This window comes from Stappia sp. WLB 29 (assembly GCF_023507705.1).
In the GTDB taxonomy this organism is placed as follows: domain Bacteria; phylum Pseudomonadota; class Alphaproteobacteria; order Rhizobiales; family Stappiaceae; genus Stappia.
Genome location: NZ_JALBGD010000004.1, coordinates 285,924 through 312,242 on the forward strand (window position 1 = coordinate 285,924; position 26,319 = coordinate 312,242).

The following is a 26,319-nucleotide window of genomic DNA, read 5'->3' on the forward strand; positions in this document are numbered from 1 at the left end:
CATGAGCGACACCCGTCCTGCATCGCCGTTCCGCGATGATGCGGAGCCCTTTGCCGGCGCGATTTCCCTCGCCTGTCCCGATGAGGCGGCGACCGTCCGCCTCGCCGAGGACATCGCCGTGATGCTCCGGCCCGGCGACTGCCTCTGCCTCGTAGGGGACCTGGGCGCCGGCAAGTCGACCTTCGCACGGGCCCTGCTGCGCGCGCTCGCCGACGATCCCGAGCTCGAGGTGCCGAGCCCGACCTTCACCCTCGTCCAGTCCTATCCCCTCGAGCCGCTGCCGGTCGCCCATTTCGACCTCTACCGGCTGGAGGACGAGGAGGAGCTCGACGAGCTCGGCCTCGACGAGATCCTGGAGACCGGCGCGGCGCTGATCGAATGGCCGGAACGCGGTGCCTCGCGGCTGCCGGAAAACCGCCTCGTCCTGCGCATCGCCGCCGGCGACACGCCGCAGGCGCGCAAGATCGCCCTGCTGCCGCCGGACGAGGACTGGCGCACCCGCCTTGAGCGTACGCTGGCGATCCGCCGGTTGATCGAGGGAACGGCACTTGCCGGTGCGCTCCGTCGCCGCTTCCAGGGCGATGCTTCGGCCCGCCGGTTCGAGACCGTGCGCGCATCGGGCGCGGATGCGATCCTGATCGATTCCACCCCGCCGCCGCAGCAGCAGCCGGTGCTGCGCGACGGGCTGACCTATCGCCAGCTGGTGCATCTGGCCGACGGGGTGGATGCGGTGGTCGCCGTCACCGAGGCCCTGCGCGCGCGCGAGATCTGCGCGCCGCGCACCTATGGCGCCGATATCGCCGGGGGGCTGGTGCTGCAGGAGGACCTCGGGCGCGGCAAGGTGCTGGAGGCCGGCCGGCCGGTGGCCGAGCGCTACCTGGCAGCGGCCGGCGTGCTGGCGCGGCTGCACGGCGCCCCGCCGCAGGCGGACCTGCCGATCCCGGATGCTTGCGGCGGCGGCAGCTACCGGCTGTCGCGCTTCGACCCGCGAGCGATGCTGGTCGAGGCCGAACTGTTCCTCCACTGGTATCTGCCGCGCATGGGCGGGGAGGTGCCGGACGGACTGGCGGAGACCTTCGCCGGGTGGTGGCGGCCGCTGTTCGAGCGCGCCGCGCAGGATCGCAACTGGGTGCTGCGCGACTACCATTCGCCGAACCTGATCTGGCGCGAGGGCGAGAGCGGCGATGATCGCATCGCCCTGGTCGACACCCAGGACGCGATGATCGGTCCGGCCGCCTACGACCTTGCCTCGCTGGCGATGGATGCGCGCGTGGATGTGCCGCAGGAGCTGGAGCGGCAGCTGGTCGAGCACTACATCGCCCGGCGGCACGCGGTCTCGCCCGGCTTCGACGCGGCCGCGTTCCGCCGCGACTACGCCATCATGGGCGCGCAGCGGGCGACCAAGATCCTCGGCATCTTCACCCGGCTCGCCGTGCGGGATCGAAAGCCCGGCTACCTTGTGCATCTGCCGCGCGTGCGCGAGTATCTGGCCCGCTGCCTGCGCCATCCGGAGCTGGCCGACCTGGCCGGCTGGTTCGACGGCCGCCTCGGCGAGACCGGATAAACGGCGCGGGCCCCAACGCGGGGCAGGCATCCAATCCAACGGCCAATCAACGGAAAGAGGCGGACTTGCAGGCAGGAACGGAAACGCAAGCGGGGGCGAGGGAACAGGCGGGCGTGCGGGGACCGAAGACGGCCATCGTGCTGTCGGCCGGCATGGGCAAGCGCATGCGCCCGATCACCGCGACGACGCCGAAGCCGCTGGTCTCCGTCGCCGGGCGGGCGCTGCTCGACCGGGCCTTCGACAAGCTGGTGGTCGCCGGCGTCGAGACCGTCGTCGTCAACGTGCATTATCTCGCCGATCTGGTGGAGGTGCATGCCCTGCGCTGGCCGGCGCCGCCCAGGGTGCTGATCTCGGACGAACGCGCGGAGCTGCTGGAAACCGGCGGCGGCATCGTCAAGGCGCTGCCGCTGCTGGGCGAGGAGCCGTTCTATCTGCTCAATTCCGACAGCACCTGGATCGAGGGCGTGCGGCCCAATCTGGAGCATCTGGCGAGAACCTTCGACCCGCAGAAGATGGACGCCCTGCTGCTGCTCTCCGGCCTCGTCACCGCCGTCGGCTATGACGGCAAGGGCGATTTCGTGATGGATGGGGACGGGCGCCTTGCGCGGCGGGCGGAGCGCGAGGTCTCGCCCTTCGCCTATGTCGGCGGCGCGATCCTGCATCCGCGGCTGTTCGACGGCGCGCCTGCCGGGGCCTTCTCGCTCAACCGCCTGTTCGACGCGGCGATCGAGCGCGGCACCCTGTTCGGGGTGCTGATGGAAGGGATCTGGCTGCATGTCGGCACGCCCGAGGCCATCGATGCGGCCGAGCGCGCCATCCGCGACAGCGCCGCCTGAGGGCGGAAGGGGAGGCGGAGACCGATGACGGGCAAGGCCAAGACGGGCGGGGCAAAGCCGCGTGTCCATACGATCCCGCCATCCGCGCCTTTCCTGCGGACGCTGGTCGATGCCCTGTTCGACGGGCGGCTGGTGCCGGGCTTCGACCCGGCCGCCGATCCGCTGGCGCTGGCCGATCTCACGCTCTACCTGCCGACCCGCCGTGCCGCCCGCTCCATCGCGCCGCTGATCCGCGAAAAGCTGGGCGGGGCGCCCGTGCTGCTGCCCTCGATCCGCCCGCTCGGCGATGTCGAGGAGGACCTGCAGCTGCTGCAGGTCGAGGCCTGGGCGGAAGGCCTGCCGCCGGCCCTGCCGGAGATGGAGCGGCGCTTCGCCATGACCCGCCTGGTGCAGGCCTGGGAGGGCGCGCTGCGCCGCGAGGTGCTGGGCCTGCCGGCCGGTGCGGTGCTGCGCTCGCCGGCGTCTGCCGCCGATGCCGCGTGGCTGGCCGGCGACCTGCTGGCGCTGATGGACGAGATGGCGACGGAGGAGATCCCCTGGACGGGCCTTGCCGGCCTCGTGCCGGAGGACCATGCCCGCTACTGGCAGATCACGCTGGACTTCCTGAAGATCGCCATGGAGCACTGGCCGGCCTATCTGGCAAGCCGCGAGGCGAGCGACCCGAAGGCGCGGCGCGCCGCGCTGCTGCGGCGCGAGGCGGAGCGGCTGCGCAAGAGCCCGCCGCGCGGCCCGGTGATCGCGGCCGGCGCCACCGGCTCCATTCCCGCCATTGCCGAGCTGCTGGCGGTGATCGCCGGGCTGGAGCGCGGCGCGGTGGTGCTGCCGGGCTTCGATGCCGGGATGGACGAGCGCAGCTGGCAGGCGATCCTTGGCGGCGAGGGCGTTTCGGGGAGCCCCAGCCATCCGCAATACGGCATGGCCCGGCTCGCCGGCGCGCTGAAGATCTCGCGCGACGAGGTGATGCCGCTGGCGATAGGCGCGAGTGAGACCCTGCGGCTCCGCGACAGGCTGGTCGCGGAGGCCCTGCGCCCGGCCGAGACGACGGATGTCTGGCCAAGGATCGTTGGCGAGATCCCGCAGGAGGCAAGGGCTGACGCTTTCGCCGATGTGGCGATGATGGTCGCGCGCAACGAGGCGGAGGAGGCGCTGACTGTGGCCACCGCTCTGCGCGCGGCTATCGAGGAGGGCAAGACAGCGGCACTGGTGACGCCGGACAGGACGCTCGCCCGCCGTGTCGCCGTCGAGCTGTCGCGCTGGGGCCTGCAATCGGACGACAGTGCGGGGCGCCCGCTCGACCAGACCGCGCCCGGCGTGCTGGCTCGCCTTTCCGCCCGGCTGGCGCTGGACGGTCTGGAGCCGGTGGCGCTGCTGGCGCTGCTGAAACACCCGCTGACGCGGCTTGGTTTGCCGTCTAACAAGGTGCGCGCCGCCGCCCGCGCGCTGGAGCGCGCCGTGCTGCGTGGACCGCGCGCCAGGGCCGGGACGCAGGGCCTGCGCGAGGCGGTCGCCGCCGCGCGGCGCCTTGCGACCGAAGGCGAGACCCCGCCGCGCCTGCCGCGCTGGCAGAAGCTCCACGAGGACGATTGGGACGATGTCGCCGACCTCGTCGACAGGTTGGCGCAGGCGCTGGCGCCGCTGGAGCGGCATGCGGAGACCCGCGAGCCGGTGGATGTGGTGCAGCTCGTCGCCGATCATGAGGCGGTGCTGCTGAACCTGGCGCGGGACGAGGAGGGACGCTCCGACGAGCTCTATGCCGGCGAGGCCGGCGAGGGGCTGGCCGCCGCCTTTGCCGAGATGATCGCCGCAGGTCCCTCCGGCCTGCAAGCGCCGCCCGCCGACTGGCCGGACATGTTCATCGCGCTGGTGTCCGGCATCAATGTCCGCCGCCGCCTGCCGGGCGATCCGCGCATCGCGATCTTCGGTCCGATGGAGGCGCGGCTGCAGGATTTCGACATCCTGGTGCTCGGCGCGCTGAACGAGGGCAACTGGCCGCAGGCGACGCGTAACGACCCCTGGCTCAACCGGCCGATGAAGAGCGGGCTCGGCCTAGATCCACCGGAGCGGCGCATCGGCGCGGCCGCCCACGATTTCTCGCAGGCGCTCGGCGCGGGCCGGGTGATCCTGTCGCGGGCCGAGCGCTCGGGCGGCGCGCCGGCGGTCGCCTCGCGCTGGCTGCTGCGGCTGACGACGCTGCTGGGCGAAGGCGTCACCGCCGCAATGCAGGCGCGGGGGCAGGCCCTGCTGGCGCTGGCCGCCCATCTCGACCGGGTCGAGACGGGGGCTGCGCCCGTTGCAAGGCCGGAACCGGCGCCGCCCGTTGCCGCCCGCCCGCGGCGGATCTCGGTGACCGAGGTGGAGCTGCTGATCCGCGACCCTTATGCGCTTTATGCCCGCAAGGTGCTGGTGCTGGACCCGGTCGAGCCGATCGGCGGCGATCCGGGCGCGGCGGAAAAGGGCACGCTGATCCACGATTGCCTCGCCGACTTCCTGAAGAGCTGGAGCGGCCCGTTCGACGAGGCGGCGCTGGCGCATCTCATCGCCATCGGCCGGGCGCGGTTCGCCCCGCTCGATGCCTTCCCGGCGATCCGCGCCGTGTGGTGGCTGCGCTTCGAGCGGATCGCCGCCGCCTTCGTCCGCCACGAGGCGGCGCGCGCCGATCTGATCGCCGGTCGCCATCTGGAGATCCCCGGCGCGCTGGAGCTCGATCTTGCCCCCGGCGGGCGCGTCACCCTGTCGGCACGGGCCGACCGCATCGACCAGATGGCCGACGGCAGCCTCGCGGTGATCGACTACAAGACCGGACAGGCGCCGAGCGACAAGGAGGTCGCCGCGCTGCTGGCCCCGCAGCTGCCGCTGGAAGCGGCGATGATCGGCCGCGGCGCCTTCGGCGAGGTCGACCGGGCGGCGCCCGTCGCGACGCTCGCCTATATGCGCCTGACCGGTGGGCGAACGCCGCTGGAATGGCAGGATCGGACGCCGAAGAATACCAGCGTCGACGAACTCGCCGACGAGGCGCTGGCCCGCACGGTCAAACTCTTTGCCGGCTATGAAAACCCGCAAAAGGGCTATCTGTCGCGCGCCAGGGTGCGCAAGGAGGCGGAGATGTCCGGCCCTTACGACCATCTGGCGCGGGTGCGCGAATGGGCGCTGAGCGGAGGCGAGGAGGAATGAGCACCTTCGAGATCCCGCTGGCGACGCGCCAGAAGCAGGCGCTGGCCGCCGATCCGCGCCGCTCGGCCTGGGTCAGCGCCAATGCCGGCTCGGGCAAGACCTTCGTGCTGGCGCGTCGGGTGATCCGCCTGCTGCTCGCCGGCACCGCGCCCTCGCGCATCCTCTGCCTGACCTTCACCAAGGCGGCGGCCTCCGAAATGGCGACCCGCGTCTTCGAGACGCTGGGCTCGTGGATCGCGCTGACCGACGAGGCGCTGGCACGCCAGCTGGAAGCGATCGAGGGGCGGCGGCCGGACGCGCGCGGACTGGCGCGGGCGCGCCACCTCTTCGCCGTGGCGCTGGAAACGCCGGGCGGGCTGAAGATCCAGACGATCCACGCCTTCTGCGAGGCGATCCTGCACCAGTTTCCGCTGGAGGCGAATGTCGCCGGCCATTTCCAGGTGCTGGACGACCGGCAGGCGGCGGACCTGCTCGCCGGTGCGCGCTCGCGGGTGCTGGCGCTGGCCGAGCAGGATCCCGAGGCCCCGCTGGGCCGGGCGCTGGTGCATCTGGTCTCCGAACTGCCCGACAAGACGGTGGAGGCGGCGCTTGCCGACCTGATCGCCCGCCGCGACACGCTGCGCCGCTGGCTGCAGGATGCCGGCTCGCTGGATGCGGCGCTGGTCCAGCTCAGCGATGCCTTCGGTTTGGCGGAAGGCGAGACGCTCGCCCGTCTCGATGCGGCCCTGCGCGAGGAGGTCTCGATCTCGCCGCAGGAGGCGCTGGCCTATGCCGAGGCGCTGGCGAGCGGGGGCGCGCGCGACAACGAGCGGGCCGAACGGCTGCGCATGGCGGCCCGGCTCGCCGACAGCAACAGGCCGGACGAGTGGTGGGAGGTCTGGCACCGGGTCTTCCTCAACAAGGACCTGGCGCCGACCAAGGCGCTGGCGACCAAGAAGGTGGAAGAGACTTTCCCGCAGGTGGTCGAGCGGCTTTATGCCGAGCAGGATCGGCTCTTGGGCCTGCTCGAGCGGCGGCGGATCGCCTATGCGCTGGCGGGCACGGAGGCAGCGCTGCGGCTCGCCGATGCCATGCTCGATATCTACGAGCGCGAGAAGACCCGGCGCGGGCTGATGGACTTCGAGGACCTGATCGTGCGCACGGCGACCCTGCTGTCGCGCGCGGACGCGGCCTTGTGGGTGCAGTACAAGCTCGACCAGGGCCTCGACCACATCCTCGTCGACGAGGCGCAGGACACCAGCCCGCACCAGTGGCGGGTGGTGCAGGCGCTGGCCGAGGAGTTCTTCGCCGGCGCCTCGGCGAACGAGCGCATCCGCACGCTGTTTGCCGTCGGCGACGAGAAGCAGTCGATCTATTCGTTCCAGGGCGCGGTGCCGGCCTATTTCGCCGACATGCGCCGCTACTTCGAGCGGCGCGCCAACGAGGCCGCGGTGGACTTCTCGCGGGTCGAGCTGACGCTTTCTTTCCGCTCGCGGCCCGATGTGCTCTCCGCTGTCGATACCGTGTTCGCGGCAGCCGACATGCATGCGGGCCTGTCGCAGGAAGCGGGGGCGCCCTCCCATGAGGCGGTGCGGCGCAACGACCCCGGCATGGTGGAGATCTGGCCGCCGGAGGAACCGGTGGAGCAGGAGGTGCCGGACGACTGGACAGCGCCCGTCGACCGCATCGGCGCGGGCAGCCCGATGCTGCGGCTGGCCGACCGGCTGGCGCGCTCGGTGCGCAGCTGGTGGAAGAGCGGCGAGGCGGCGCCCGGCGACGTCCTGGTGCTGGTGCGCAAGCGCGGGCCCTTCGTCGATGCGCTGACGCGGGCCCTGAAGCGCGAGGGCGTGCCGGTGGCCGGCAGCGACCGGCTGGTGCTCAACCAGCATATCGCGGTAGAGGACCTGCTGGCGCTCGGCCGCTTCCTGCTGCTGCCCGAGGACGACCTGTCGCTCGCCTGCCTGCTGAAGAGCCCGCTGATCGGCCTCGACGACGACGCGCTGTTCCGCCTCGCCCGGCCGGACGGGGCTTCCTTGCGCTCCGGCACGCTGTGGCAGTCGCTGCGCCGGCAGGCGGAGGGCGATCCGGCATTCGAGCGGGCGCGCGAGCGGATCGAGACCTGGCGCGCGCGCGCCGACTTCATGCCGCCCTTCGAGTTCTTCTCGCGGCTTCTGGGTGCCGACGGGGGACGCCGCGCCTTCCGCGCGCGCCTCGGCTCGGAAGTCGACGATGTGCTCGACGAGTTCCTGGCGGTGACGCTGGCCTTCGAGCAGACCGGCGTGCCGGGGCTGGAGGGCTTCCTCGCCTGGTTCGCGGCTGCGCCGACGGAAGTGAAGCGCGAGCTCAACGCCGCGCGCGGCGTGGTGCGGATCATGACCGTGCACGGGGCGAAGGGGCTGGAAGCCCCGCTCGTCGTGCTGGTCGACGGCGGCGCGGCGCCGGTCAGCGCCCATCACGACCCGGTCTTCATCGAGCGGGCGATGCCGGGCAATCTCGGCGAGGTCACGGGCCTTGTGTGGAACCCGGTCAAGGCCGAGCGCAGCCCCTGGCACGGCGAGCGGCTGGATGCCCTGCGCCAGGCGGCGGCCGACGAGTATCGCCGCCTGCTCTATGTGGCGATGACGCGCGCCCGCGACCGGCTGATCGTCTGCGGCTGGATGCCGGCGCGCGGCCAGTCGGACGAGTGCTGGCACGCGATGGTGGCACGGGCGCTGGATCCGGGCGCCCGCGACGGCGAGGCGGGAGACGGGGGTCCCTGCCGCATCTGGCAGCGCCCCGGCACGACGGCGCCGGCGCCACGCCTTGCCCGGACCGGGGACGAGGCGGCCGAGGAGGTGGGCGCGCCCGCCCCCGCCTGGCTGTTCGCGCCGGTGGCGGCAATCGAGCGCCCGCGCCGCCTGCGCCCGTCCGAGGCCTTCGACGAGATGGAGGCGAAGGAGGGGACCGAACCGGTGCCGGCGGCCGACCGGCTGGCCGAAGTGCGGGCCGCGCCCGACTTCGCTCTGGAGCGCGGGCGCCATCTGCACCGGCTGCTGCAGCTGCTGCCCGAACTGCCGCAGGCCGAGCGCCGCGCTGCCGGCGCGCGCTATCTCGCCCATGCCCTGAGCCCGGTCTTCGCGACACGGGCGGAGCAGCTCTTGAGCGAGGCGCTCGGCGTGCTGGAGCATCCGGGCTTCGTCGCCGTCTTCTCGGCCGAAGCGCGCGCCGAGGTGCCGCTGGCCGGCACGCTGCGCCTTGCCGACGGCTCGGCCTACGAGGTGTCGGGCCAGATCGACCGGCTGCGCGTCGACGAGGACGCGGTGTGGATCCTCGACTTCAAGACCGACCGCCGGGTGCCGGAGGGGCCGCAGGAGATCGGCGAGGCCTATGTGGTGCAGCTTGCGGTCTATCGCCGGCTGCTCGCCGATATCTGGCCGGGCCGGGCCGTGCGGGCCGCGCTGGTCTATACGGCCGGGCCGAAGCTGGTCGAACTGCCGGGCGAGACGATGGACGCGGCGGTGGCGGCGCTCGCGCCCGCCTGAGACCGCCGCGCGACACACGGGTGCGACCCAACGCTTGCTTGACGCGGGCGGGTCGCCTTCCTACGTTCGGGGCAACGAAAGGATGCGTCGCATCCGCGAGCTTTTGGAAAGGGCATCGAATGGCCACTTCAGTCGTGACCGATGAGAGCTTCGAAACCGACGTCCTGAAGGCGTCCGGCACCGTCGTGGTGGACTTCTGGGCCGAGTGGTGCGGTCCGTGCAAGATGATCGCACCGGCTCTGGAGGAAATCTCCGAAGAGATGGGCGGGCAGGTGAAGATCGCCAAGCTCAACATCGACGAGAACCAGAACATGGCGATGAAGTACGGGGTGCGTTCCATCCCCACGCTCATCCTGTTCAAGGACGGCCAGCCGGTCTCCACGCAGATCGGCGCGGCACCCAAGAACAAGCTGGCCGCCTGGATCCAGACCGCGATCTGACGCAGTCCGGTCTCGGGCGAACCCTGAACCGAATCACGCCGGTCCGGCTTGCCTCTCAAGGCTTGCCGGACCGGTGCGTCTTGCGTGCGATGCCGGGTGGACGACAGGCCGGCCGGCAGATGCGCGCATCGGCGAAATCCCGGGCCGCCCTTGCAAGGGGACGGACGGGTCCGCCGGTCGGACCAGACCCTTTCTGAAGACGCCGAGCATTGCCGGGAAGACCATGAACGACAGCAACGACAAGACCAATATCAACCCCGAGGATGCCGTTTCCGGTCACGAGGCCGAGAACGGCGGCGAGGCGCAGGCCGCGCTCGATCCGACCGAGGCGCTGCTGGCGGAGAACGCCGAGCTGAAGGACCGCATGCTCCGCACCATGGCGGAGATGGAGAACCTGCGCCGGCGCACCGAGAAGGAAATCCGCGACAGCAAGCAGTATGCGGCGGCCAGCTTCGCGCGCGACATGCTGGGCGTCGGCGACAACCTGCGCCGGGCGCTGGAGGCGATCTCCGCCGAGGCGCGCGATGCGGCCAACGAGAGCATGCGCGCGCTGATCGAGGGCGTCGAGATGACCGAGCGCGAGATGCTCAACCAGCTCGAGAAGCACGGCGTGCGCCGCATCGACCCGGCCGGCGAGAAGTTCGACCCGAATTTCCACCAGGCGATGTTCGAAGTGCCGAACACCGAAGTGCCGAACAACACCGTCGTGCAGGTGATGCAGGCCGGCTACGTGATCGGCGATCGCGTGCTGCGCCCGGCTCTCGTCGGCGTGTCGAAGGGCGGGCCGAAGGAGCGCAAGCCGGAGGGCGAGATCCCGGCGGCCGAGCCCGGCTCCACGGTCGACCGCACCGCCTGAGGACGTCTTTCCGGGCCTCGGACGAGATCCGGTCACGCTTTACGAGAAAGGCGCGCCCCAGAGCGCGCCTTTTTTGCTGTGCGCCGGCATCGGCAGCCGGCGTCAGTCGAAGCGGCTGAAGACCAGCGCGGCATTCACCCCGCCGAAGCCGAAAGCGTTGGACAGGACATGGTCGACCGGTGCCGGGCGGGCGCCTTGCGAGATCAGGTCGAAGCCTTCGGCCTCCGCCATCGGGCGGGCGATGTTCAGGCTGGGCGGCAAGGTCCCGTCACGGATGGCCAGAACCGAGAACACCGCCTCGATGGCCCCGGCCGCCCCCAGCATGTGACCGGTCGCCGACTTGGTGGAACTGATCGGCACCCGGCCGCGCGCCGCGCCGAGGACGCGTTCCAGCGCCGCCAGTTCCGCCGCATCGCCGACGGGCGTCGAGGTGGCATGGGCGTTGACATAGCCGATATCCGCGGCCTCGATCCCGGCCATCGCGATGGCGATCTCCATCGCCCGCGCCGCCTCGCGCCCGTCCGGCCAGCCGGCCGTGACATGGTGGGCGTCCGTGGTGGTGCCGTAGCCCGACAGGACCGCCAGGGGCCGGGCGCCGCGGCGCTCGGCATGGTCGAGCCGCTCGATGACCAGCATCGCCGCGCCTTCGGACAGGACGAAGCCGTCGTGATCCGCATCGAACGGGCGGGAGGCGCGCTGCGGGTCGTCGTTGTAGCCGAAGGACAGCGCCTTGGCCGCGGTGAAGCCGCCGATGGCGACCGGATCGACGCAGCCTTCCGCACCGCCGCACAGCGCGATATCGGCCTCGCCCGAGCGGATCAGGCGCATGGCATCGCCGATGGCCTGGGCCGAGGCGGCGCAGGCCGTGGTGGGAGAGCCGGCCGGCCCGTTGAAGCCGAAGCGAATCGACACCTGGCCCGCCGCAAGATTGGGAAGGAAGGAGGGAACGACGAAGGGAGACAGCCGCCGAGGTCCTTCCGCGCGGACCAGTTCGCTCGCTGCGGTGATCGCCGGGACGCCGCCGACGCCGGTGCCGATCAGCGTCGCCGTGCGCGCCCGCTGCTCGGGATCCTCCGGGTGCCAGCCGGCCTGGTCCAGCGCCTCGACGGCCGCGGCCATGGCGTATTGGATGAACAGGTCGTTCCGGCGCCGGTCGCGGGCATCCATGCAGCGCTCGGGGTCGAATCCTTCGGCGTCCTCCGCTATGGAGGGCACCAGCCCGGCGATGCCGCATTTCCAGCCGGTCGTGTCGAAGCGGGTATTGGCGACGATGCCGCTTTGTCCCGCGATCAGCCGGCGCCAGTTCGCCTCGATGCCGGCGCCCAGCGGGGACACGGCGCCCAAACCCGTGACGACAATCGGAACGGACATGCAAGCCTCCTCGGTAAGGTCTGGACTGTGCATATACACATAATGGAGCGAGCACAACAGGCCCGATGGCCCGTCACTGCGCCGCCAGCCGCCGGGCGACGCGGAGATAGATTGCCGCTTCCTCCTCCGTGATGTCCTTCATCACCGAGGCATAGGCCTCAGGCCAGGCCTCCAGAAGCGGGCCGAGAACGGCGTCTCCTTCCGGCGTCAGCTCGCAGACGCGCTGATTTCCGGGCAGTCCGGCAACGCGCCGGATCAATCCCTTCTTCACAAGGAGGTCGAGATTGCGCGTGAGGCTGGTCCGGTCGAGGGCGATACGCTCGGCAAGCGCCATGACCGGCTGCCCGGGCAGGTAGCGGATCGCCGACAGAAGAAAGAACTGCTGGACCGTGACGCCGTGCGGCTTGAGCCTGGCGTCCCAGCGCTTGAGCAGCGCCCGCGAGGTCGCCACGGTGTTCATGATCAGGCAGTCGGCAAGGGCTTTGGGCAGGGTCATGCCGTCATTGGAAAGCTGCGCCTTGCGAAGTCAAGACATTGGCGTGCGCCCGGCCAATCGATCGGCTCGTCGCAATACGGGGACAGCGGGCGCGCGCGCCACTTCGTCCGTTGCGGACGCGCGGGATTACGGCCTAGCATCGCCGCATGGCGACCATGCTCCAGATCCTCGATTTTCTCGGCGTTGCCGTCTTCGCGGTGACAGGGGCCATCGTCGCCTCGCGGCTGCGGCTCGATTGCCTCGCCTTCGTCTTCTTCGCCGCGTTCACCGGCGTCGGCGGCGGCACGCTGCGCGACCTGCTGCTCGATGCGCCGGTCTTCTGGGTCGAGAACGAGATCTATATCGTCGTCTGCATCGCCATCGGCGCGCTGATGTGGTTCGTCATTCCGCCCGTGGAGCGGCTGAGCAAGCCGCTGCGCTGGGTCGATGCCATGGGCCTTGCGGCCTATTCGGTGATGGGGGCGGCGAAGACGCTGTCGCTCGGCCACCCGCCGACGGTGGCCGTGCTGATGGGGGTGGCGACCGCGACCTTCGGCGGCATCATCCGCGACACCATCGCCGGGCAGCCTTCGGCGCTGCTCAAGCCGGAGCTCTATCTCACCCCGGCCTTTGTCGGCGCGGGCGTCTATGTCGGCCTGTTTTCCTTCGGAGCCGAAGCCTGGCCGGCGGCGATTGCCGGTGTGGCGGTCGCGTTTTTCCTGCGCGGCGGGGCGATCCTCAAGGGCTGGCATCTGCCCGGCTACACGCCGCCGCGGGACGAATCCTGAACGACACGGGCCAGCATCATCGCCGAAACGTCGGATGGACGGACGATCAGGCGGCGCTACGCGAGGCGAGCGCCTTGCCGCCGCCCTGTTGCTGCCCCTGCTGCTGCACGGCCTTCAGCCTGTCGGCTTCCGAGTGCCAGCGGTCGGCCTCGCGCCGCTTGACGCGGGCTTCCTTGCGCCACTTGCCCTGGGCTGCCCAGGAGGCGACGCCGCCGATGAAGACGCCGAAGGCGACGGCTGCGAACAGGATCCAGAACAGCGGCGCGTTGACGCTGAGCGCCGGGTCGGCCCGGTTGAACGGGTCGAGCGACAGCGTCACGACATGCCGGTTGGCGACCGCCAGTGCGATCAGCACGACGGCGATCGGCACCAGCACGAGGTTCTTCAGAAAGCGCGTCAATTCCTGTCTCCTGTACGCGATCTCCCGCGCGGCCGGTCGCATGCGGTCCCGGAGCCCGGCCCGCAGTCGGGCCGCCTTCGGCCCCGGCTCCGCTCAGGGCCGCTCAATCGTCGTCGGGGTCTTCCGAACCGTCCCCGTCGTTGAGACGCTCGCGCATCTCCTTGCCGGTCTTGAAGAAGGGAACGAACTTCTCCTCCACGTCGACCTTTTGCCCCGTCCGCGGATTGCGTCCGGTGCGGGCCGGCCGGTTCTTCACCGAAAAGGCGCCGAAGCCCCGAAGCTCGACCCGGTTGCCGGTGCGCAGGGCATCGGTGATCTCGTCGAGGATCGCGTTGACGATGTTCTCCACGTCCCGCTGGTAAAGATGCGGATTCTGTTCGGCGATCCGTTGCACCAGTTCCGACTTGATCATTCGCGTCCCCCTGTTCGGTCGAGACTTTCCGCCGCGTTGCGAGCGTGCCAAACGGACACAAGACCGTCAAGCGCAAGCCCTTCCGGGATGATGGCGCCGGCACCTGCCACCGCCTCGAGGGCACCGCTGGCGACCCCGGAGCCGAACCAGTGCGCCATGCGGCCGACGAAGGGCAGTCCGCCCTCCCTCTCGCGCGCGACCCGCCAGGTGACGACCGGCAGGTCGGCGGCGATGCCGCGTTCCGTTTCCAGCCATTTCAGGCTGGCTTCCTCGCCGCCGAGATCGTCGATCAGCCCGAGATCGCGCGCCGCCTCGCCGGAATAGACGCCGCCCTGCGCGACCGCGCGCACGGCGTCCGTGTCCAGCCCGCGGCGCTCGGCCACCCGGGCGACGAACCATTCGTAGCTGTCGTTGATCAGGGCCTGAAGATTGTCGCGCACGGCCGGAGGCGTATCGGAATGGAAGTTCGGCTCCGCCTTGAGCGGGCCGGAGCGCACCACGTCGAACTTGACGCCCAGCGTGTCGAGCAGGCCGCCGAAATTGCCGTACTGGATGTAGACGCCGATGGAGCCGGTGATCGAGGTGTGCCGCGCGACGATATGGTCGGAGGCGATGGCGGTCATGTAGCCGGCCGAGGCGGCGAGCGTGCCGACCTGCGCGACCACGGGCTTTTTCTCCGCCAGTTCGCGCAGCGCCATGTAGAGCGTCTCGCCGCCGACGGTGGTGCCGCCGGGCGAGTTCAGGTCGACGATCACCGCCTTCACCCGCTCGTTCTCGGCGAGCTCCTCGATCAGCTTGACCCTGTCCCGGTCGTCGACGATCAGTCCGCCGACCGGAAGCCGTGCGATGTGGGCTCCGCGCCGGTCGAGCGAGCCGAAGGCGCCGCTCCAGGCGAGCATTCCGCCGATCGCCGCAATCGCGAGCAGGAAGGCAAATGCCCTCCAGAACACCACTTTCCGGCGCAGTCGCCGCCGGTCGACCAGCGCATCCGCATCAAGGGCCATGGGCCAAACCTTTCGCTCTTCCCGCTTGCAGGGAGGCCTATCGCTACATGGCCGAGCTCCGGTTGAAAAGCCCGAACTGGAAGAAACGGCCCGCAGGCGCGCAGCGGCATGCTTGCCGGACGCCGCGTCCTCTGGCACTCAGACGCTCGCCACGTTTTGTTGCGGTGCAGGATAGCAGGTCGGGGAGGAGCTTACGAACCATGGCGCAAATCACCCTTAATACGCTGGACGCGCGCAAGGCGGACGGCCGCCGTTTCGCGATGGTCACCGCCTATGACGCCGGTTTTGCCCTGGCCGCCGCCGGCGCCGGCATCGAGACCCTGCTCGTCGGCGACAGTCTCGGCATGGTGGTGCAGGGACGCGGGTCGACCGTTCCGGTGACCATGGACGACATGGCCTATCACACGGCCTGCGTCCGCCGCGGCGTGGAGGCGGGCGAGCTCCGTCCGCTGATCCTCGCCGACATGCCGTTCGGCGCGGCCAACACGCCGGGTCAGGCCGCCGCCAATGCCGCCCGTCTGATGCAGGCCGGCGCCAATGCGGTGAAGATCGAGGGCGGTGCCTGGGTCGCCGAGACGGTCCGCCATCTCACCGAGCGCGGCATGCCGGTCTGCGCCCATCTTGGCCTGACGCCGCAAACGGCCGACATGCTGGGCGGCTTCCGCCTGCAGGGCCGCGACGAGGCGGCCGCCGCGCGTATCCGCGAGGAGGCCCGCGTGCTGGAGGAGGCCGGCGCCCGCCTGCTGCTGCTGGAATGCGTGCCCGACGCGCTCGGGCGGGCGGTGAGCGAGGCGGCAAAGGCGCCGGTGGTCGGCATCGGCGCAGGGCCCTCGACCGATGCGCAGGTGCTGGTCCTGCACGACATGCTGGGGCTGGGCGAGGGGCGCAAGGCGCGCTTCGTGAAGGACTACCTTGCCGGGCGCGGCAGCATCACTGAGGCGCTGCGCGCCTTCGGCGAGGAGGTGCGCTCCGGCGCCTATCCCGCGCCCGAGCACTGCTACGGCTGATCTCCTCCGGAGCCGCCGGAAAGCGTCTTTTCGACCTTCCGGGGGCGGGGCCGGACGTGTCATCCTCGCGCAGGTCACGGCAAGGGAGCGAAAGATGAGCGTTCGGATCGTGCGGCTCGGAACACCACGCAGCGAGGGCGAAGGGCCCCGGCTCGGCACGGTGCGCCGGCCGCCGCGCGGGGTGCGCAAGGAGGACTATGCCTCGGGCGACTGGTACGACACCTGGCTGCCGGAGCTTTCGCCGAGCGCGGAGCTGGTGGCGAGCGCGCGGGCGGCAGAGTCGGACGCGGACTGGGCGGCCTTCGTCAAGGCCTTCCGCAAGGAGATGGCCGCGCCCGGCCCCGCGCACCTGCTCGACACGCTGGCGGTGCTGTCGCATTCGGGCGCCTTCTCGCTCGGCTGCTACTGCGAGGACGAGGCCCGCTGCCATCGCTCGGTCCTGCGGGAACTGCTGGCCGAGCGCGGTGCCGACATCGCCTGACGCGTGCTGCCAATCCGGCCTGAGACGAAAGCAGCCCGGCCTTTCGGCCCCCCGAAACGAAAGAACCCCGGCCTTGCGGCCGGGGTTCTGTTTTTTCGTAAGGTCGCGTGTTGCGATCAGTCGTCGGTCTCGCGGGCCTTGAGGGCCGCGCCGAGAATGTCGCCGAGCGAAGCGCCCGAGTCCGACGAACCGTACTGCGCGACGGCTTCCTTCTCCTCGGCGATTTCCAGCGCCTTGATGGAGACCGACACGCGGCGGGTCTTCTTGTCGAACTGGGTGACGCGGGCGTCGAACTTCTCGCCGACCGAGAAACGCTCGGGGCGCTGCTCGGCGCGGTCGCGGGACAGGTCGGCGCGACGCACGAAGGTGGTGAGGTCGGTGTCGACGATCTTGGCCTCGAGGCCGCCGTCCTTCACTTCGACCACTTCGCAGGTGATGATCGCACCCTTGCGCAGCTCGCCGGCCGCAGCAGTGTCGAACGGATCGCCGCCGAGCTGCTTGATGCCGAGCGAGATACGCTCCTTCTCCATGTCGACGTCGAGCACGACGGCGCGAACCATGTCGCCCTTCTTGTACTCTTCGATGACCTGCTCGCCCGGACGGTTCCAGTCGAGGTCGGAGAGGTGGACCATGCCGTCGACGTCGCCGTCGAGACCGATGAACAGGCCGAACTCGGTCTTGTTCTTGACCTCGCCCTCGACCTCGGTACCGGTCGGGAACTTCTCGGCGAAGGCCTCCCACGGGTTCTGCAGGGTCTGCTTGAGACCGAGCGAGATGCGACGCTTGACCGGATCGACCTCCAGGATCATCACCTCAACCTCCTGCGAGGTGGAGACGATCTTGCCCGGATGGACGTTCTTCTTGGTCCAGGACATCTCGGACACGTGAATCAGGCCTTCGATGCCCGGCTCCAGCTCGACGAACGCACCGTAGTCGGTGATGTTGGTCACGCGGCCCGTGAACTTGGCATCGACCGGGTACTTGGCCTCGATGCCGTCCCACGGATCGGCCTCGAGCTGCTTCATGCCCAGCGAGATGCGGTGCGTGTCCTGGTTGACGCGGATGATCTGGACCTTGACGGTCTGACCGATCGACAGGACCTCGCTCGGGTGGTTGATGCGGCGCCACGCAATGTCGGTGACGTGCAGCAGGCCATCGATGCCGCCGAGGTCGACGAACGCACCGTAGTCGGTGATGTTCTTGACCACGCCTTCCATGACCTGGCCTTCCTCGAGGCTCTGGACCAGCTCCGAGCGCTGCTCGGCACGGGTCTCCTCGAGGACGACACGGCGCGACACGACGATGTTACCGCGACGCTTGTCCATCTTCAGGATCTGGAACGGCTGCGGGGTGTGCATCAACGGGGCGACGTCGCGCACCGGACGGATGTCCACCTGCGACCGCGGCAGGAAGGCCACGGCGCCGTCGAGGTCGACGGTGAAGCCGCCCTTGACCTGGTTGAAGATCTGACCCGTGACCTTCTCGTTCGCCTCGAAGGCGACCTCGAGACGGACCCAGCTCTCTTCGCGGCGAGCCTTGTCGCGCGACAGGACGGCCTCGCCGAGCGCGTTCTCGACGCGCTCCAGATAGACCTCGACCTTGTCGCCGACCGAGACGCCGGCATCTTCGCCGTCACGTCCCTTGACGCCGAATTCCTTCAGCGCGATGCGGCCTTCGACCTTCAGGCCGACGTCGATCACCGCGAGATCCTTCTCGATGGCGATCACGGTGCCGGTGACGACGGAACCTTCGTACAGCTCCTGCTGCTCGAAGCTTTCCTCGAGAAGGGCGGCAAATTCATCGCGGGTAGGGTTCAAACTGCTCATCGAAACTCCTGGCAGCCAAGTCTGGCTCGTCGCCGGCGGGTTTGTGTTGTTCCAGGCGGTTCCCCCGTCCGGCAGCGCCCGTTTCGGGTGCTGCTTCCGCGCCGTCCCCGCCATGTGGCAACGGGACCGCGCAGGCCGGCGAGGCGGAAGGTGAAACCGCACGCTCAGTCATGTCTTGCGGGAAATGCGTGGCCGTTCTTCACCGAAAGGAGAACAACATGTCCGCGATCCGCCAGTCTTCGCCCGGCCGGTCGCGGACGAGCCGGACCATGAGGCCGATGGGCGCGGAAACCTGCGCGCAACGGCAGGCAATCCGGCTCGGGGCAGGAAGCGAAAAAGCGCCGATCCCGTGACCGCTACCTTGCGTGCACGCTATCGACGATATCCACAGCCGCCTTGAACGCGGTTTCTATATCCATTTCCGACGTATCGAGCAAGTCCGCATCGTCCGCCGGTTTCAGCGGCGCGACGCTGCGGCCGGCATCGCGCTGGTCGCGGCGCTCCAGATCCGCCAGCACCCGCGCATAGTCGGCCTCCTGCCCCTTGGACAGGAGTTCCTGGGTGCGCCGGCGCGCGCGCTCGGCAGCGCTCGCCACCACATAGAGCTTCACGTCCGCATCCGGGCACACCACGGTGCCGATGTCGCGCCCGTCCAGCACGGCGCCCGGCGGCTCCTGCGCAAAGCGCCGCTGCAAGCGCACGAGCTCCTCGCGCAGGCCCGGCAGCACCGCGATGCGCGAGGCCGCCTCGCCGATCTCGTGCGCCGACAGCACGTCGCGGTCGAGGCGGGAGAGATCGAGATTGCGCGCCGTCGCCACCGCCACCGCCTCGTCGCCGAGCGGCAGACCGCGGGCCAGCAGCGCGGCCGCGACCGCGCGATAGGTGAGGCCGGTGTCGAGATGGCGCAGCCCGTAATGGTCGGCCAGCCGGCGCGCCAGGGTGCCCTTGCCCGAGGCCGCAGGCCCGTCGATGGCGATGATCATGCGGCCTGCTCTCCCGTCTCGCGGATGTCGCCGCCGAGCTCCGCGAACAGCGCCTCGAAACTCGGGAAGCTGGTGGCGATCACGGCGCCGTCGTCGACCGTGACGGGCCGGTCGGCGGCAAGGCCGAGCACCAGGAAGGTCATGGCGATGCGGTGGTCGAGATGGGTGGCGACGGTGCCGCCGCCGACCGGGCCCTTGCGCCCGTGCACCCGCAAGGTGCTCTCGCCTTCCTCGCAGTCGATGCCGTTGGCGCGCAGGCCCGCAGCGACCGCCGCAAGGCGGTCCGATTCCTTCACCTTGAGCTCTTCCACCCCGAGCATGGTCGTGGTGCCTTCCGCGAAGGCGGCGGCGACGGCCAGCACCGGATATTCGTCGATCATCGAGGGCGCGCGGCTCGCCGGCACCTCGACGCCCTTCAGCCGCGAATGGCGCACGCGCACATCGCCCAGCCGCTCGCCGCCGGTCTCGCGGACATTGGCGATCTCCAGATCCGCCCCCATCTCCTGCAGCGTGGTCAGGAGGCCGGTGCGGTGCTCGTTGAGCAGTACGTCGGCGACCGTCACGTCCGAGCCCGGCACGATCAGGCCCGCGACGATGGGGAAGGCGGCCGAGGAGGGATCGGCCGGCACGGTGACGTCCTGCGGCTGCAGCTCGCCCTGGCCGGTGACGGTGATCACCCGCCCGCCATTGTCGTCGCGGTCGACCTGGATGGTCGCGCCGAAGCCGGCGAGCATGCGCTCGGTGTGGTCGCGGGTGGGAATCGGTTCGATCACCGTGGTCTGGCCCGGCGCATTGAGGCCGGCCAGCAGCACCGCCGACTTCACCTGCGCGGACGGCACGGGCACCCGATAGCTGATCGGCGCCGGGGTGCCGGGGCCGTGCACCGACAGCGGCAGCCGGTCGCCGGAGCGCGAGATCACCCGCGTTCCCATCATCCTGAGCGGCTCCAGCACGCGGCCCATCGGCCGCTTCACCAGCGAGGCGTCGCCCGTGAACGTGGCGGCGATGGGATGGGTGCCGGCGATGCCCATGGCAAGGCGCACGCCGGTGCCGGCATTGCCGTAGTCGATCACCGTTTCCGGCTCGATGAGGCTGCCGAGCCCGGCGCCGTCGACGCTCCACAGGCCCGATGCATCGCGCTGGATGCGGGCACCGAAGGCGCGCATGGCGGCGGCGGTGTTGAGCACGTCCTCCGATTCCAGCAGGCCCGAAACCGTTGTCCGGCCGATGGCCAGTGCGCCCAGCATCAGGGCCCGGTGGGAGATGGACTTGTCGCCGGGCACGGTGACCCGGCCCTTGAGCGCGGCGCCGGAGCGGGCCGTCAGCGGCCTTGCGGCGGTGGAGTGGGACATGCTGGATTCCGAAAGCTTGAAGCCGACTGTTGCGTTGCACCTCGTATCATGCTGGAACCGATACGTCACCGTGGGTGTTGCCCCGTGACGGCCCCTTCGGACGCAGTCACACCAACATGCCGGAGACCGCGACGGGGCGGGTCCATAAAGCGTTTGACGAAGCAGGGCGGATTAGGCTTTGACAGGAAGCCGGGTAGCCTTTAAGCGAACGCCCGATTATCTGCAGACAAGGGTTGGAAACGTGGCAAAACCCGATCTTGGCACCAAGCGGCTGTGCGGCGGTTGCGGCACGAAATATTACGACCTCAATCGCGATCCGATCACCTGCCCCAAGTGCGGCACGGTGTTCATCGTGGCCCAGGCGATGCGGGCGAAGACCGCTGCCAAGGCTGCGGCCGTGGTCGAGGAGGACGAGGACGACGTCGAGCTGGAAGACGAGGGCGCCGAGCTGGTAAGCCTCGAGGAAGCCGACGCGGAGACCGAGGGCGATACCGCCGTCGCCATCGACGATGACGAGGTGGACGAGGACATCGCCGACGACGATGCCGACGACGTCTTCATCGACGACGAGGACGAGGAAGACGACGACGTGCCGGGCATCGTGCTCGAGCGCGACGACGAGGACACCGACCGCTGACATCGGCGTTGTCCACAGGCCCTGAAAGTTTTCCTCAGGGCCTGTTCGGGAAAGCGGATTATTCCGCTTGACTTGAGGGGCGGAAGACGTATTTTCCGCCCGCACCGGCAAGGCGAACCCAAGCGTCGCCGGACGGTCCGAAGCAGGAGGGTCCCGGAGGTTTCCGGCCAAGGGCTTCGGACAAGACACTGGAAGACGGGGCCATAGCTCAGTTGGGAGAGCGCTTGAATGGCATTCAAGAGGTCAGGGGTTCGACTCCCCTTGGCTCCACCAGTCTTCCCCTTCGATCTGAAAATCCCATAAAAACACCGGATGAGAGCAGGCGCCCGTTCGCCTGCTTGCGCCGTTTGCGTAGCCGGAACTCGCGGAACCCGACCGGATCCCGCGGAATTCGTCCGGCAGCCGCCGGCGTCGGGGGGCGCGTCACGGCACGCGCCCGGACCGCTGTTCAGCCGAGCCACTCCTGCGGCGTGGCGGCGGAATAGTCGATGGGATCGCCCATCGTGCCCTCCTCGCGCAGCGTCCAGTAGGCGGCGTGCAGCCGCGTGGTGAAGCTGCCCGGCGCCCCATTGGCGACCGCCTTGCCGTCCACCGACGTGACCGGAACGACGCCGCCGGCGGTCGTCGTCAGGAACACTTCCGAGGCGCCGCGCACCATCTCGGGCGACAATGGTGCCTCCTCGACGGGAAGGCCGAGCTTGCGGGCCAGTTCCAGCACGGTGCGACGGGTCATGCCGTCCAGCATGTTGCGGGCCGGGGTGACGAGCGTGCCGTCGACGGCCGCGAAGATGTTGAAACCGGGGCCTTCCACCACATTGCCGTCGCCATCGACCAGGACGACGGTCTCGCATCCCGCGTCATAGGCGTCGAGCAGGCCCATCTCGAAATCGAGCCAGTGATAGTGCTTCACCATCGGGTCGGCGGAGGCGGGGGGAACGCGCAGGCGCGAGGAAATGTGCAGGCTCATGCCCAGCGACTGCAGCTCCGGCGGCTTCAGCCACATGTAGGGCATGCAGAACGCCTGGAAGCGGCTTTCGCACAGCCGCAGGTCGCGGCTGCCGATGGGCGGGCGCCCGCGCGTGTTGATGATCTGCACATAGGCCTTGTCGTAGCCGCACACCCGCACCAGCGCGTGGATGATCTCGCGGATCTGCGCGGGCTCGTAGCGGATCGGCATGCGCAGGCGCTCGCCCGACCGGCTGAAGCGGGCAAGGTGATCCTCGATGCGGAACACCCGGCCGTTCCAGGCCGAAACGGTCTCCTGGAACGCATCGGAGCGCAGGAAGCCCCAGTCGAGCAGGGGGATCCGCGCCTCCTCGATGGGAACGATGCGCCCGTCGATGAAGGCAGAGCCCTTTTCGAAGCCGGGAAGCGGCGCGCACGGGGCGGCGCTTTCCGTCGGTTCGGGCCAGTTCAGCGACGGCCTCGTGTCCTGCAAGCTCATGTCGGTTTCCTTCCCTTCGATCTGCGTCTTCGTCGCGTGTGGCGGGGCTCCCTCCAGAAGATGGCAGGCCGCGGCGCCTTTCTCCAGTTCGCTTGGGATTTCTGAAATGCCCGGCTGCACCGGCCTGCGAGCCGTGCCACCATGCCGGCCGGAAAACGGAGCGATACCATGACATACCTGACTGCTGCCGAATTGCCGCTCGAAAGCGCCGGCGAGCGTTTCCGCGCGCTGGTGGAGCAGGGCGGCATCGCCCGGTTGCCGGGCGCGCATAACGGCATGGCGGCGCTGCAGGCAAAGGCCGCCGGCTTCAAGGGGCTGTATCTGTCCGGCGCGGCGATGACCGCCTCGATGGGCATCCCCGATCTCGGCATCATCACGGTGGACGAGGTCGCCGTCTTCATCCGCCAGATCGTGCGCGCGGCCGGGCTTCCTCTGCTCGTCGACGGCGATACCGGCTATGGCGAGGCGCTCAACGTCATGCACATGGTGCGCACGTTCGAAGATGCCGGCGCCGGGGCCGTGCATCTGGAGGACCAGCTGCTGCCGAAGAAGTGCGGGCATCTCAACGACAAGAAGCTCGCCGATGCGAGAGACATGGCGGCGAAGGTCGCGGCGGCCGCAACGGCACGGCGCCATCTCTACATCGTCGCGCGCACGGATGCGGCCGCAAGCGAGGGCCTCGACGGTGCGGTGGCACGGGCCAGGCTCTACATGGAGGCCGGCGCCGATGCGATCTTCCCCGAGGCGCTGACCACGGCCGAGATGTTCCGCGAGTTCGCGGCGCGCATGCCCGGCGTGCCGCTGCTCGCCAACATGACCGAATTCGGCCGCACGCCTTTCTTCACGGCGAGCGAGTTCGAGGACATGGGCTACCGGATGGTGATCTGGCCGGTGTCCTCGCTGCGCGTCGCCAACAAGGCGCAGGAGAAGCTCTACGCGGCGCTGGCGCGCGACGGCTCGACGCAGGCGATGCTCGCCGAGATGCAGACCCGGGCCGAGCTCTACCGGACCATCGGCCTTGACCAGTACGAGGCGCTCGATGCGTCCATCGTCGCAACGGTGCTGCCGAAGTGAGCTTGCCGGAAACGGCAGACGCAGGGAAGCAGCCAGGCTGATTGCTCCGGCGCGCCGCGTGCGATGAGGCCTTGCCGCGGGCCCGAGCGGAAGCGGGCTCAGTAGTCGGCCCGCCCCCCCGACATGTCGAACACCGCGCCGGTGGAGAAGGAGGCCTTGCGGGAGGCGACGAAGGCGACGATCTCCGCCAGCTCCTCCGGCGTGCCGAAGCGGTTCATCGGGATCTTGGCGAGAAGCTCCTGGACGTAGCTTTCCGGCCAGCCGTCGAAGATGCGGGTGCGGATGGCGCCGGGCGCAACGCAGTTGACCGTGACGCCGGTGGTGGCGAGTTCACGCCCCAGCGTCTTGGTCAGCGAGATCACCGCCGCCTTGCTCGCCGCATAGGCGGCGATGCGCGGGCCCGGTTCCTTGCCGGCGACCGAGCCGATGGTGACGATGCGGCCGTAGCCGCGCGCCACCATGTCCGGGATCACCGCCTGGCAGCACAGCAGCGTGCCGGTGACGTTGACCTCCATCACCCGTGCCCAGTCGGTGGCGGCCAGTTCCGCCGCCGGCACGTTGGGGCCGGGAATGGCCGCGTTGCACACGAGGATCGAGATCTCGCCGAGCATCTTGCGGGTGGCGGTCAGCGCGGTCGCCACCTCCTCCGGAGAGGTGATGTCGACGGCGCAGGAATGGGCCGGGCCGATATCGGAAAGCTGCTCGGCGCAGTCCTGTGCCGCCTCGCCGTCCTGGTCCCAGATCGCCACGCGCGCCCCTTCCTCCAGCAGCTTGCGGGCGATGGCCTGGCCGAGCCCGCGGGCCGCGCCCGTGACGATTGCGGAACGCCCCTTCATCGGTTGCCCTCCCGTCCGGCTTCGGCGGCGGATTCCTTGCGGGCGCGCATCTTCTCGATCCAGGCGCCGATCTCGCCGACGAAGCCCTTGCGGAAGGCGAGGATGCAGGTGAGGAACACGACGCCGATGATCACCGACAGCCATTCGCCCACCTTGTCGGCGAGGAAGTTCTGCAGAAGGATCACGAAGAAGGCGCCGGCCACCGGCCCGCCCAGCGTGCCGAGGCCGCCGAGGATGCACATCATCACCACCTCGCCGCTCAGCGCCCAGTGCAGGTCGTTGAGCGACTCGTAGGACAGCGCCAGCGCCTTCAGCGCGCCGGCAAGGCCGGACAGCGCCCCCGACAGGGTGAAGGCCAGCACCTTGTAGCGGTCGACGTCGTAGCCGAGCGAGATGGCGCGCGGTTCGTTCTCGCGGATCGCGGTCAGCACCTGGCCGAAGGGCGAGGTGACGATGCGGTGGATCGCGAACAGCGCCAGCAGGAAGCAGGCGGCGACCAGGCCGTACAGAGCCATGTCGTCCTGCAGGTCGATGACGCCGAACAGCGTGCCGCGCGGGATGCCGTGGAAGCCGTCGTCGCGCCCCGTCCACTCCATCTGCATGGCGACGAAGTAGATCAGCTGCGAGATCGCCAGCGTGATCATGGCGAAGTAGATGCCCTGGCGGCGGATCGCCACCGATCCGGCGAGGAAGCCGATCAGGGCCGCTACTGCGACGCCGGCGAGGATGCCGAGTTCCGGAGGCCAGCCGAGATGCTTCATCGTCAGGCCGAGCGCATAGCCGGCCGAGCCGAAGAACATCGCATGACCGAAGGACAGCAGCCCCGTATAGCCGAGCATCAGGTTGAAGGCCGAGGCGAAGATGGCGAAGCACAGGAGCTTCACGATCAGCATCGGGTAGATGAGGGCCGGGGCGACGGCGAGCGCCGCGACGGCCAGCACGATCATGAGGGTGCGGGTGTTGAGCATGGCCTGTCCTCACTGCTTTCCGAACAGGCCGTGCGGGCGAACCAGCAGGACCAGGATCATCAGGACGAAGATCGCGGTGGACGAGGCCTCCGGGTAATAGACCTTCGCCAGCCCCTCGATCAGGCCGAGGCCGAGACCGGTGACGATGGAGCCGAGGATCGAGCCCATGCCGCCGATCACCACCACGCCGAAGACGGTGATGATGATGGAGTGGCCGATCTGCGGGGTGAGCTGCATCAGGGGCGCGGCGAGCACGCCGGCGAAGGCGGCAAGTCCGACGCCCCAGCCGAACACCAGCGTGACCAGCAGCGGCACGTTGACGCCGAAGGCCTGCACCAGGCTCGGGTTCTCCGTGCCGGCGCGCAAGGTGGCGCCGAGGCGGGTCCGCTCGATCACCAGCCAGGTGACGAGGCACAGGCCGAGGGCCGCGACGATCACCCAGATGCGGTAGATCGGCAGCCGCATGAAGCCGAGATCGACCATGCCCTGCAGCGACGGCGGCACCGCGTAGCGCAGGCCCGACACGCCGAAATACACCCGCACGAAGCCCTCGATCACCATGGTCAGGCCGAAGGTGACGAGCAGGCCGTAGATGTGGTCGAGCTTGTAGATGCGCTTGAGGATCGTCCGCTCGATGACGATGCCGAGACCGGCCGCCAGCAACGGCACCAGAAGAATGGCCCACCAGTAGCCGAGTCCGAGCGGCTCCAGCAGCAGATAGGCGAGAAACGCGCCCAGCATGTACATCGTGCCATGGGCGAAGTTGACGATGTTCAGCAGGCCGAAGATCAGCGACAGGCCGAGCGACAGCAGCGCATAGAAGCTGCCGTTGACGAGGCCCAGCAGCAGCTGGCCGTAGAGCACGGGGGCGGGAACGCCGAAGATCTCGGTCAT

Annotated in this window: 23 protein-coding genes and 1 tRNA gene; 12 read left to right on the plus strand and 12 right to left on the minus strand. The window is 69.6% G+C overall.

Annotation, left to right across the window (positions count from 1 at the left end):
• The first annotated feature begins 1 nt into the window (after position 1).
• The 6 genes from tsaE to grpE all read left to right on the plus strand — a co-directional run bounded on the left by tsaE (position 2) and on the right by grpE (position 10,367).
• Positions 2-1,564 (plus strand): tRNA (adenosine(37)-N6)-threonylcarbamoyltransferase complex ATPase subunit type 1 TsaE, encoded by a 1,563-nt coding sequence (gene tsaE, locus MNI96_RS10090; RefSeq protein WP_249692690.1) that lies wholly within the window; start codon positions 2-4, stop codon positions 1,562-1,564.
• Positions 1,565-1,677: 113 nt separating this feature from the next.
• Positions 1,678-2,400, plus strand: coding sequence for a nucleotidyltransferase family protein (locus MNI96_RS10095; RefSeq protein WP_349629149.1), 723 nt, complete (start codon positions 1,678-1,680; stop codon positions 2,398-2,400).
• A gap of 24 nt (positions 2,401-2,424) precedes the next feature.
• Entirely contained in the window at positions 2,425-5,571 is a 3,147-nt protein-coding gene (gene addB, locus MNI96_RS10100; RefSeq protein WP_249692691.1) for a double-strand break repair protein AddB, read from the plus strand.
• Positions 5,568-9,071 carry a double-strand break repair helicase AddA gene (gene addA / locus MNI96_RS10105; protein WP_249692692.1) on the plus strand — a complete coding sequence of 1,168 codons (3,504 nt, stop codon included), beginning with the start codon at positions 5,568-5,570 and terminating at the stop codon, positions 9,069-9,071. Before addB ends, addA begins: the two co-directional genes overlap by 4 nt.
• Positions 9,072-9,190: 119 nt before the next feature.
• The gene (trxA, locus tag MNI96_RS10110) at positions 9,191-9,511 is read left to right on the plus strand and encodes a thioredoxin (RefSeq protein WP_249692693.1); all 321 of its coding nucleotides are present in this window, start codon (positions 9,191-9,193) and stop codon (positions 9,509-9,511) included.
• Between the two features lie 223 nt (positions 9,512-9,734).
• Positions 9,735-10,367, plus strand: a complete 633-nt coding sequence (grpE, locus tag MNI96_RS10115) for a nucleotide exchange factor GrpE (RefSeq protein WP_249692696.1) — start codon at positions 9,735-9,737, stop codon at positions 10,365-10,367.
• Between the two features lie 102 nt (positions 10,368-10,469).
• On the opposite strand, the gene fabF is transcribed toward grpE, so the two are convergent.
• Positions 10,470-11,738, minus strand: coding sequence for a beta-ketoacyl-ACP synthase II (fabF, locus tag MNI96_RS10120; protein WP_249692701.1), 1,269 nt, complete (start codon positions 11,736-11,738; stop codon positions 10,470-10,472).
• Between the two features lie 73 nt (positions 11,739-11,811).
• Entirely contained in the window at positions 11,812-12,234 is a 423-nt protein-coding gene (locus MNI96_RS10125; protein ID WP_249692703.1) for a MarR family winged helix-turn-helix transcriptional regulator, read from the minus strand.
• A 146-nt stretch (positions 12,235-12,380) separates the two neighbouring features.
• On the opposite strand from MNI96_RS10125, the gene MNI96_RS10130 reads away from it, so the two are divergent.
• Positions 12,381-13,001, plus strand: coding sequence for a trimeric intracellular cation channel family protein (locus MNI96_RS10130; protein ID WP_249692704.1), 621 nt, complete (start codon positions 12,381-12,383; stop codon positions 12,999-13,001).
• 46 nt (positions 13,002-13,047) lie between these two features.
• Here the strand turns inward: MNI96_RS10130 and MNI96_RS10135 are convergent, their stop codons facing one another.
• The 3 genes from MNI96_RS10135 to sppA all read right to left on the minus strand — a co-directional run bounded on the left by MNI96_RS10135 (position 13,048) and on the right by sppA (position 14,817).
• Entirely contained in the window at positions 13,048-13,401 is a 354-nt protein-coding gene (locus MNI96_RS10135) for a LapA family protein (protein ID WP_249692705.1), read from the minus strand.
• A 103-nt stretch (positions 13,402-13,504) separates the two neighbouring features.
• Positions 13,505-13,813 carry an integration host factor subunit beta gene (locus MNI96_RS10140; RefSeq protein WP_249692706.1) on the minus strand — a complete coding sequence of 103 codons (309 nt, stop codon included), beginning with the start codon at positions 13,811-13,813 and terminating at the stop codon, positions 13,505-13,507.
• The gene (gene sppA, locus MNI96_RS10145; RefSeq protein ID WP_249692707.1) at positions 13,810-14,817 is read right to left on the minus strand and encodes a signal peptide peptidase SppA; all 1,008 of its coding nucleotides are present in this window, start codon (positions 14,815-14,817) and stop codon (positions 13,810-13,812) included. The genes MNI96_RS10140 and sppA overlap by 4 nt, the downstream gene beginning before the upstream one ends.
• Positions 14,818-15,017: 200 nt before the next feature.
• Here sppA and panB point away from each other — a divergent pair, with 200 nt between their 5' ends.
• Together panB and MNI96_RS10155 are read left to right on the plus strand one after the other, a co-directional pair.
• Positions 15,018-15,824, plus strand: coding sequence for a 3-methyl-2-oxobutanoate hydroxymethyltransferase (gene panB, locus MNI96_RS10150; protein ID WP_249692708.1), 807 nt, complete (start codon positions 15,018-15,020; stop codon positions 15,822-15,824).
• A 94-nt stretch (positions 15,825-15,918) separates the two neighbouring features.
• Positions 15,919-16,305 carry a DUF488 domain-containing protein gene (locus MNI96_RS10155; RefSeq protein WP_249692709.1) on the plus strand — a complete coding sequence of 129 codons (387 nt, stop codon included), beginning with the start codon at positions 15,919-15,921 and terminating at the stop codon, positions 16,303-16,305.
• A gap of 116 nt (positions 16,306-16,421) precedes the next feature.
• Here the strand turns inward: MNI96_RS10155 and rpsA are convergent, their stop codons facing one another.
• The 3 genes from rpsA to aroA all read right to left on the minus strand — a co-directional run bounded on the left by rpsA (position 16,422) and on the right by aroA (position 20,466).
• Positions 16,422-18,131, minus strand: coding sequence for a 30S ribosomal protein S1 (gene rpsA / locus MNI96_RS10160; RefSeq protein WP_249692710.1), 1,710 nt, complete (start codon positions 18,129-18,131; stop codon positions 16,422-16,424).
• 356 nt (positions 18,132-18,487) lie between these two features.
• Positions 18,488-19,114, minus strand: a complete 627-nt coding sequence (gene cmk, locus MNI96_RS10165) for a (d)CMP kinase (protein ID WP_249692712.1) — start codon at positions 19,112-19,114, stop codon at positions 18,488-18,490.
• Positions 19,111-20,466 (minus strand): 3-phosphoshikimate 1-carboxyvinyltransferase, encoded by a 1,356-nt coding sequence (aroA, locus tag MNI96_RS10170; RefSeq protein WP_249692714.1) that lies wholly within the window; start codon positions 20,464-20,466, stop codon positions 19,111-19,113. Before aroA ends, cmk begins: the two co-directional genes overlap by 4 nt.
• Before the next feature lie 241 nt (positions 20,467-20,707).
• Between aroA and MNI96_RS10175 the strand changes: the two genes are divergently transcribed.
• Positions 20,708-21,103, plus strand: a complete 396-nt coding sequence (locus tag MNI96_RS10175; RefSeq protein WP_249692715.1) for a TIGR02300 family protein — start codon at positions 20,708-20,710, stop codon at positions 21,101-21,103.
• 197 nt (positions 21,104-21,300) lie between these two features.
• Positions 21,301-21,376 (plus strand) — tRNA-Ala (locus MNI96_RS10180).
• Between the two features lie 175 nt (positions 21,377-21,551).
• On the opposite strand, the gene MNI96_RS10185 is transcribed toward MNI96_RS10180, so the two are convergent.
• Entirely contained in the window at positions 21,552-22,547 is a 996-nt protein-coding gene (locus MNI96_RS10185; RefSeq protein ID WP_249692717.1) for an aminotransferase class IV, read from the minus strand.
• A gap of 168 nt (positions 22,548-22,715) precedes the next feature.
• On the opposite strand from MNI96_RS10185, the gene prpB reads away from it, so the two are divergent.
• A complete protein-coding gene (prpB, locus tag MNI96_RS10190) occupies positions 22,716-23,621 on the plus strand; it encodes a methylisocitrate lyase (protein ID WP_249692719.1) in 906 nt (301 codons plus the stop codon).
• Positions 23,622-23,719: 98 nt separating this feature from the next.
• On the opposite strand, the gene MNI96_RS10195 is transcribed toward prpB, so the two are convergent.
• From MNI96_RS10195 to MNI96_RS10205, 3 genes are read right to left on the minus strand one after another with little or no spacing between them, the layout of a single operon-like run.
• Complete coding sequence (locus tag MNI96_RS10195) at positions 23,720-24,457, minus strand: SDR family NAD(P)-dependent oxidoreductase (protein ID WP_249692721.1); 738 nt, start codon at positions 24,455-24,457, stop codon at positions 23,720-23,722.
• Positions 24,454-25,425 (minus strand): branched-chain amino acid ABC transporter permease, encoded by a 972-nt coding sequence (locus MNI96_RS10200; protein WP_249692723.1) that lies wholly within the window; start codon positions 25,423-25,425, stop codon positions 24,454-24,456. Before MNI96_RS10200 ends, MNI96_RS10195 begins: the two co-directional genes overlap by 4 nt.
• Before the next feature lie 9 nt (positions 25,426-25,434).
• Positions 25,435-26,319 carry a branched-chain amino acid ABC transporter permease gene (locus MNI96_RS10205; protein WP_249692725.1) on the minus strand — a complete coding sequence of 295 codons (885 nt, stop codon included), beginning with the start codon at positions 26,317-26,319 and terminating at the stop codon, positions 25,435-25,437.

Bases quoted from the DNA above. Each gene is read 5' to 3' on its own strand.
- MNI96_RS10140 (WP_249692706.1), bottom strand. From the start codon at position 13,813: ATGATCAAGTCGGAACTGGTGCAACGGATCGCCGAACAGAATCCGCAT.
- trxA (WP_249692693.1), top strand. From the start codon at position 9,191: ATGGCCACTTCAGTCGTGACCGATGAGAGCTTCGAAACCGACGTCCTG.
- MNI96_RS10205 (WP_249692725.1), bottom strand. From the start codon at position 26,319: ATGACCGAGATCTTCGGCGTTCCCGCCCCCGTGCTCTACGGCCAGCTG.
- MNI96_RS10130 (WP_249692704.1), top strand. From the start codon at position 12,381: ATGGCGACCATGCTCCAGATCCTCGATTTTCTCGGCGTTGCCGTCTTC.
- MNI96_RS10125 (WP_249692703.1), bottom strand. From the start codon at position 12,234: ATGACCCTGCCCAAAGCCCTTGCCGACTGCCTGATCATGAACACCGTG.
- sppA (WP_249692707.1), bottom strand. From the start codon at position 14,817: ATGGCCCTTGATGCGGATGCGCTGGTCGACCGGCGGCGACTGCGCCGG.
- grpE (WP_249692696.1), top strand. From the start codon at position 9,735: ATGAACGACAGCAACGACAAGACCAATATCAACCCCGAGGATGCCGTT.
- addA (WP_249692692.1), top strand. From the start codon at position 5,568: ATGAGCACCTTCGAGATCCCGCTGGCGACGCGCCAGAAGCAGGCGCTG.
- panB (WP_249692708.1), top strand. From the start codon at position 15,018: ATGGCGCAAATCACCCTTAATACGCTGGACGCGCGCAAGGCGGACGGC.
- prpB (WP_249692719.1), top strand. From the start codon at position 22,716: ATGACATACCTGACTGCTGCCGAATTGCCGCTCGAAAGCGCCGGCGAG.
- MNI96_RS10155 (WP_249692709.1), top strand. From the start codon at position 15,919: ATGAGCGTTCGGATCGTGCGGCTCGGAACACCACGCAGCGAGGGCGAA.
- MNI96_RS10200 (WP_249692723.1), bottom strand. From the start codon at position 25,425: ATGCTCAACACCCGCACCCTCATGATCGTGCTGGCCGTCGCGGCGCTC.
- fabF (WP_249692701.1), bottom strand. From the start codon at position 11,738: ATGTCCGTTCCGATTGTCGTCACGGGTTTGGGCGCCGTGTCCCCGCTG.
- MNI96_RS10195 (WP_249692721.1), bottom strand. From the start codon at position 24,457: ATGAAGGGGCGTTCCGCAATCGTCACGGGCGCGGCCCGCGGGCTCGGC.
- MNI96_RS10185 (WP_249692717.1), bottom strand. From the start codon at position 22,547: ATGAGCTTGCAGGACACGAGGCCGTCGCTGAACTGGCCCGAACCGACG.
- tsaE (WP_249692690.1), top strand. From the start codon at position 2: ATGAGCGACACCCGTCCTGCATCGCCGTTCCGCGATGATGCGGAGCCC.
- cmk (WP_249692712.1), bottom strand. From the start codon at position 19,114: ATGATCATCGCCATCGACGGGCCTGCGGCCTCGGGCAAGGGCACCCTG.
- addB (WP_249692691.1), top strand. From the start codon at position 2,425: ATGACGGGCAAGGCCAAGACGGGCGGGGCAAAGCCGCGTGTCCATACG.
- rpsA (WP_249692710.1), bottom strand. From the start codon at position 18,131: ATGAGCAGTTTGAACCCTACCCGCGATGAATTTGCCGCCCTTCTCGAG.
- aroA (WP_249692714.1), bottom strand. From the start codon at position 20,466: ATGTCCCACTCCACCGCCGCAAGGCCGCTGACGGCCCGCTCCGGCGCC.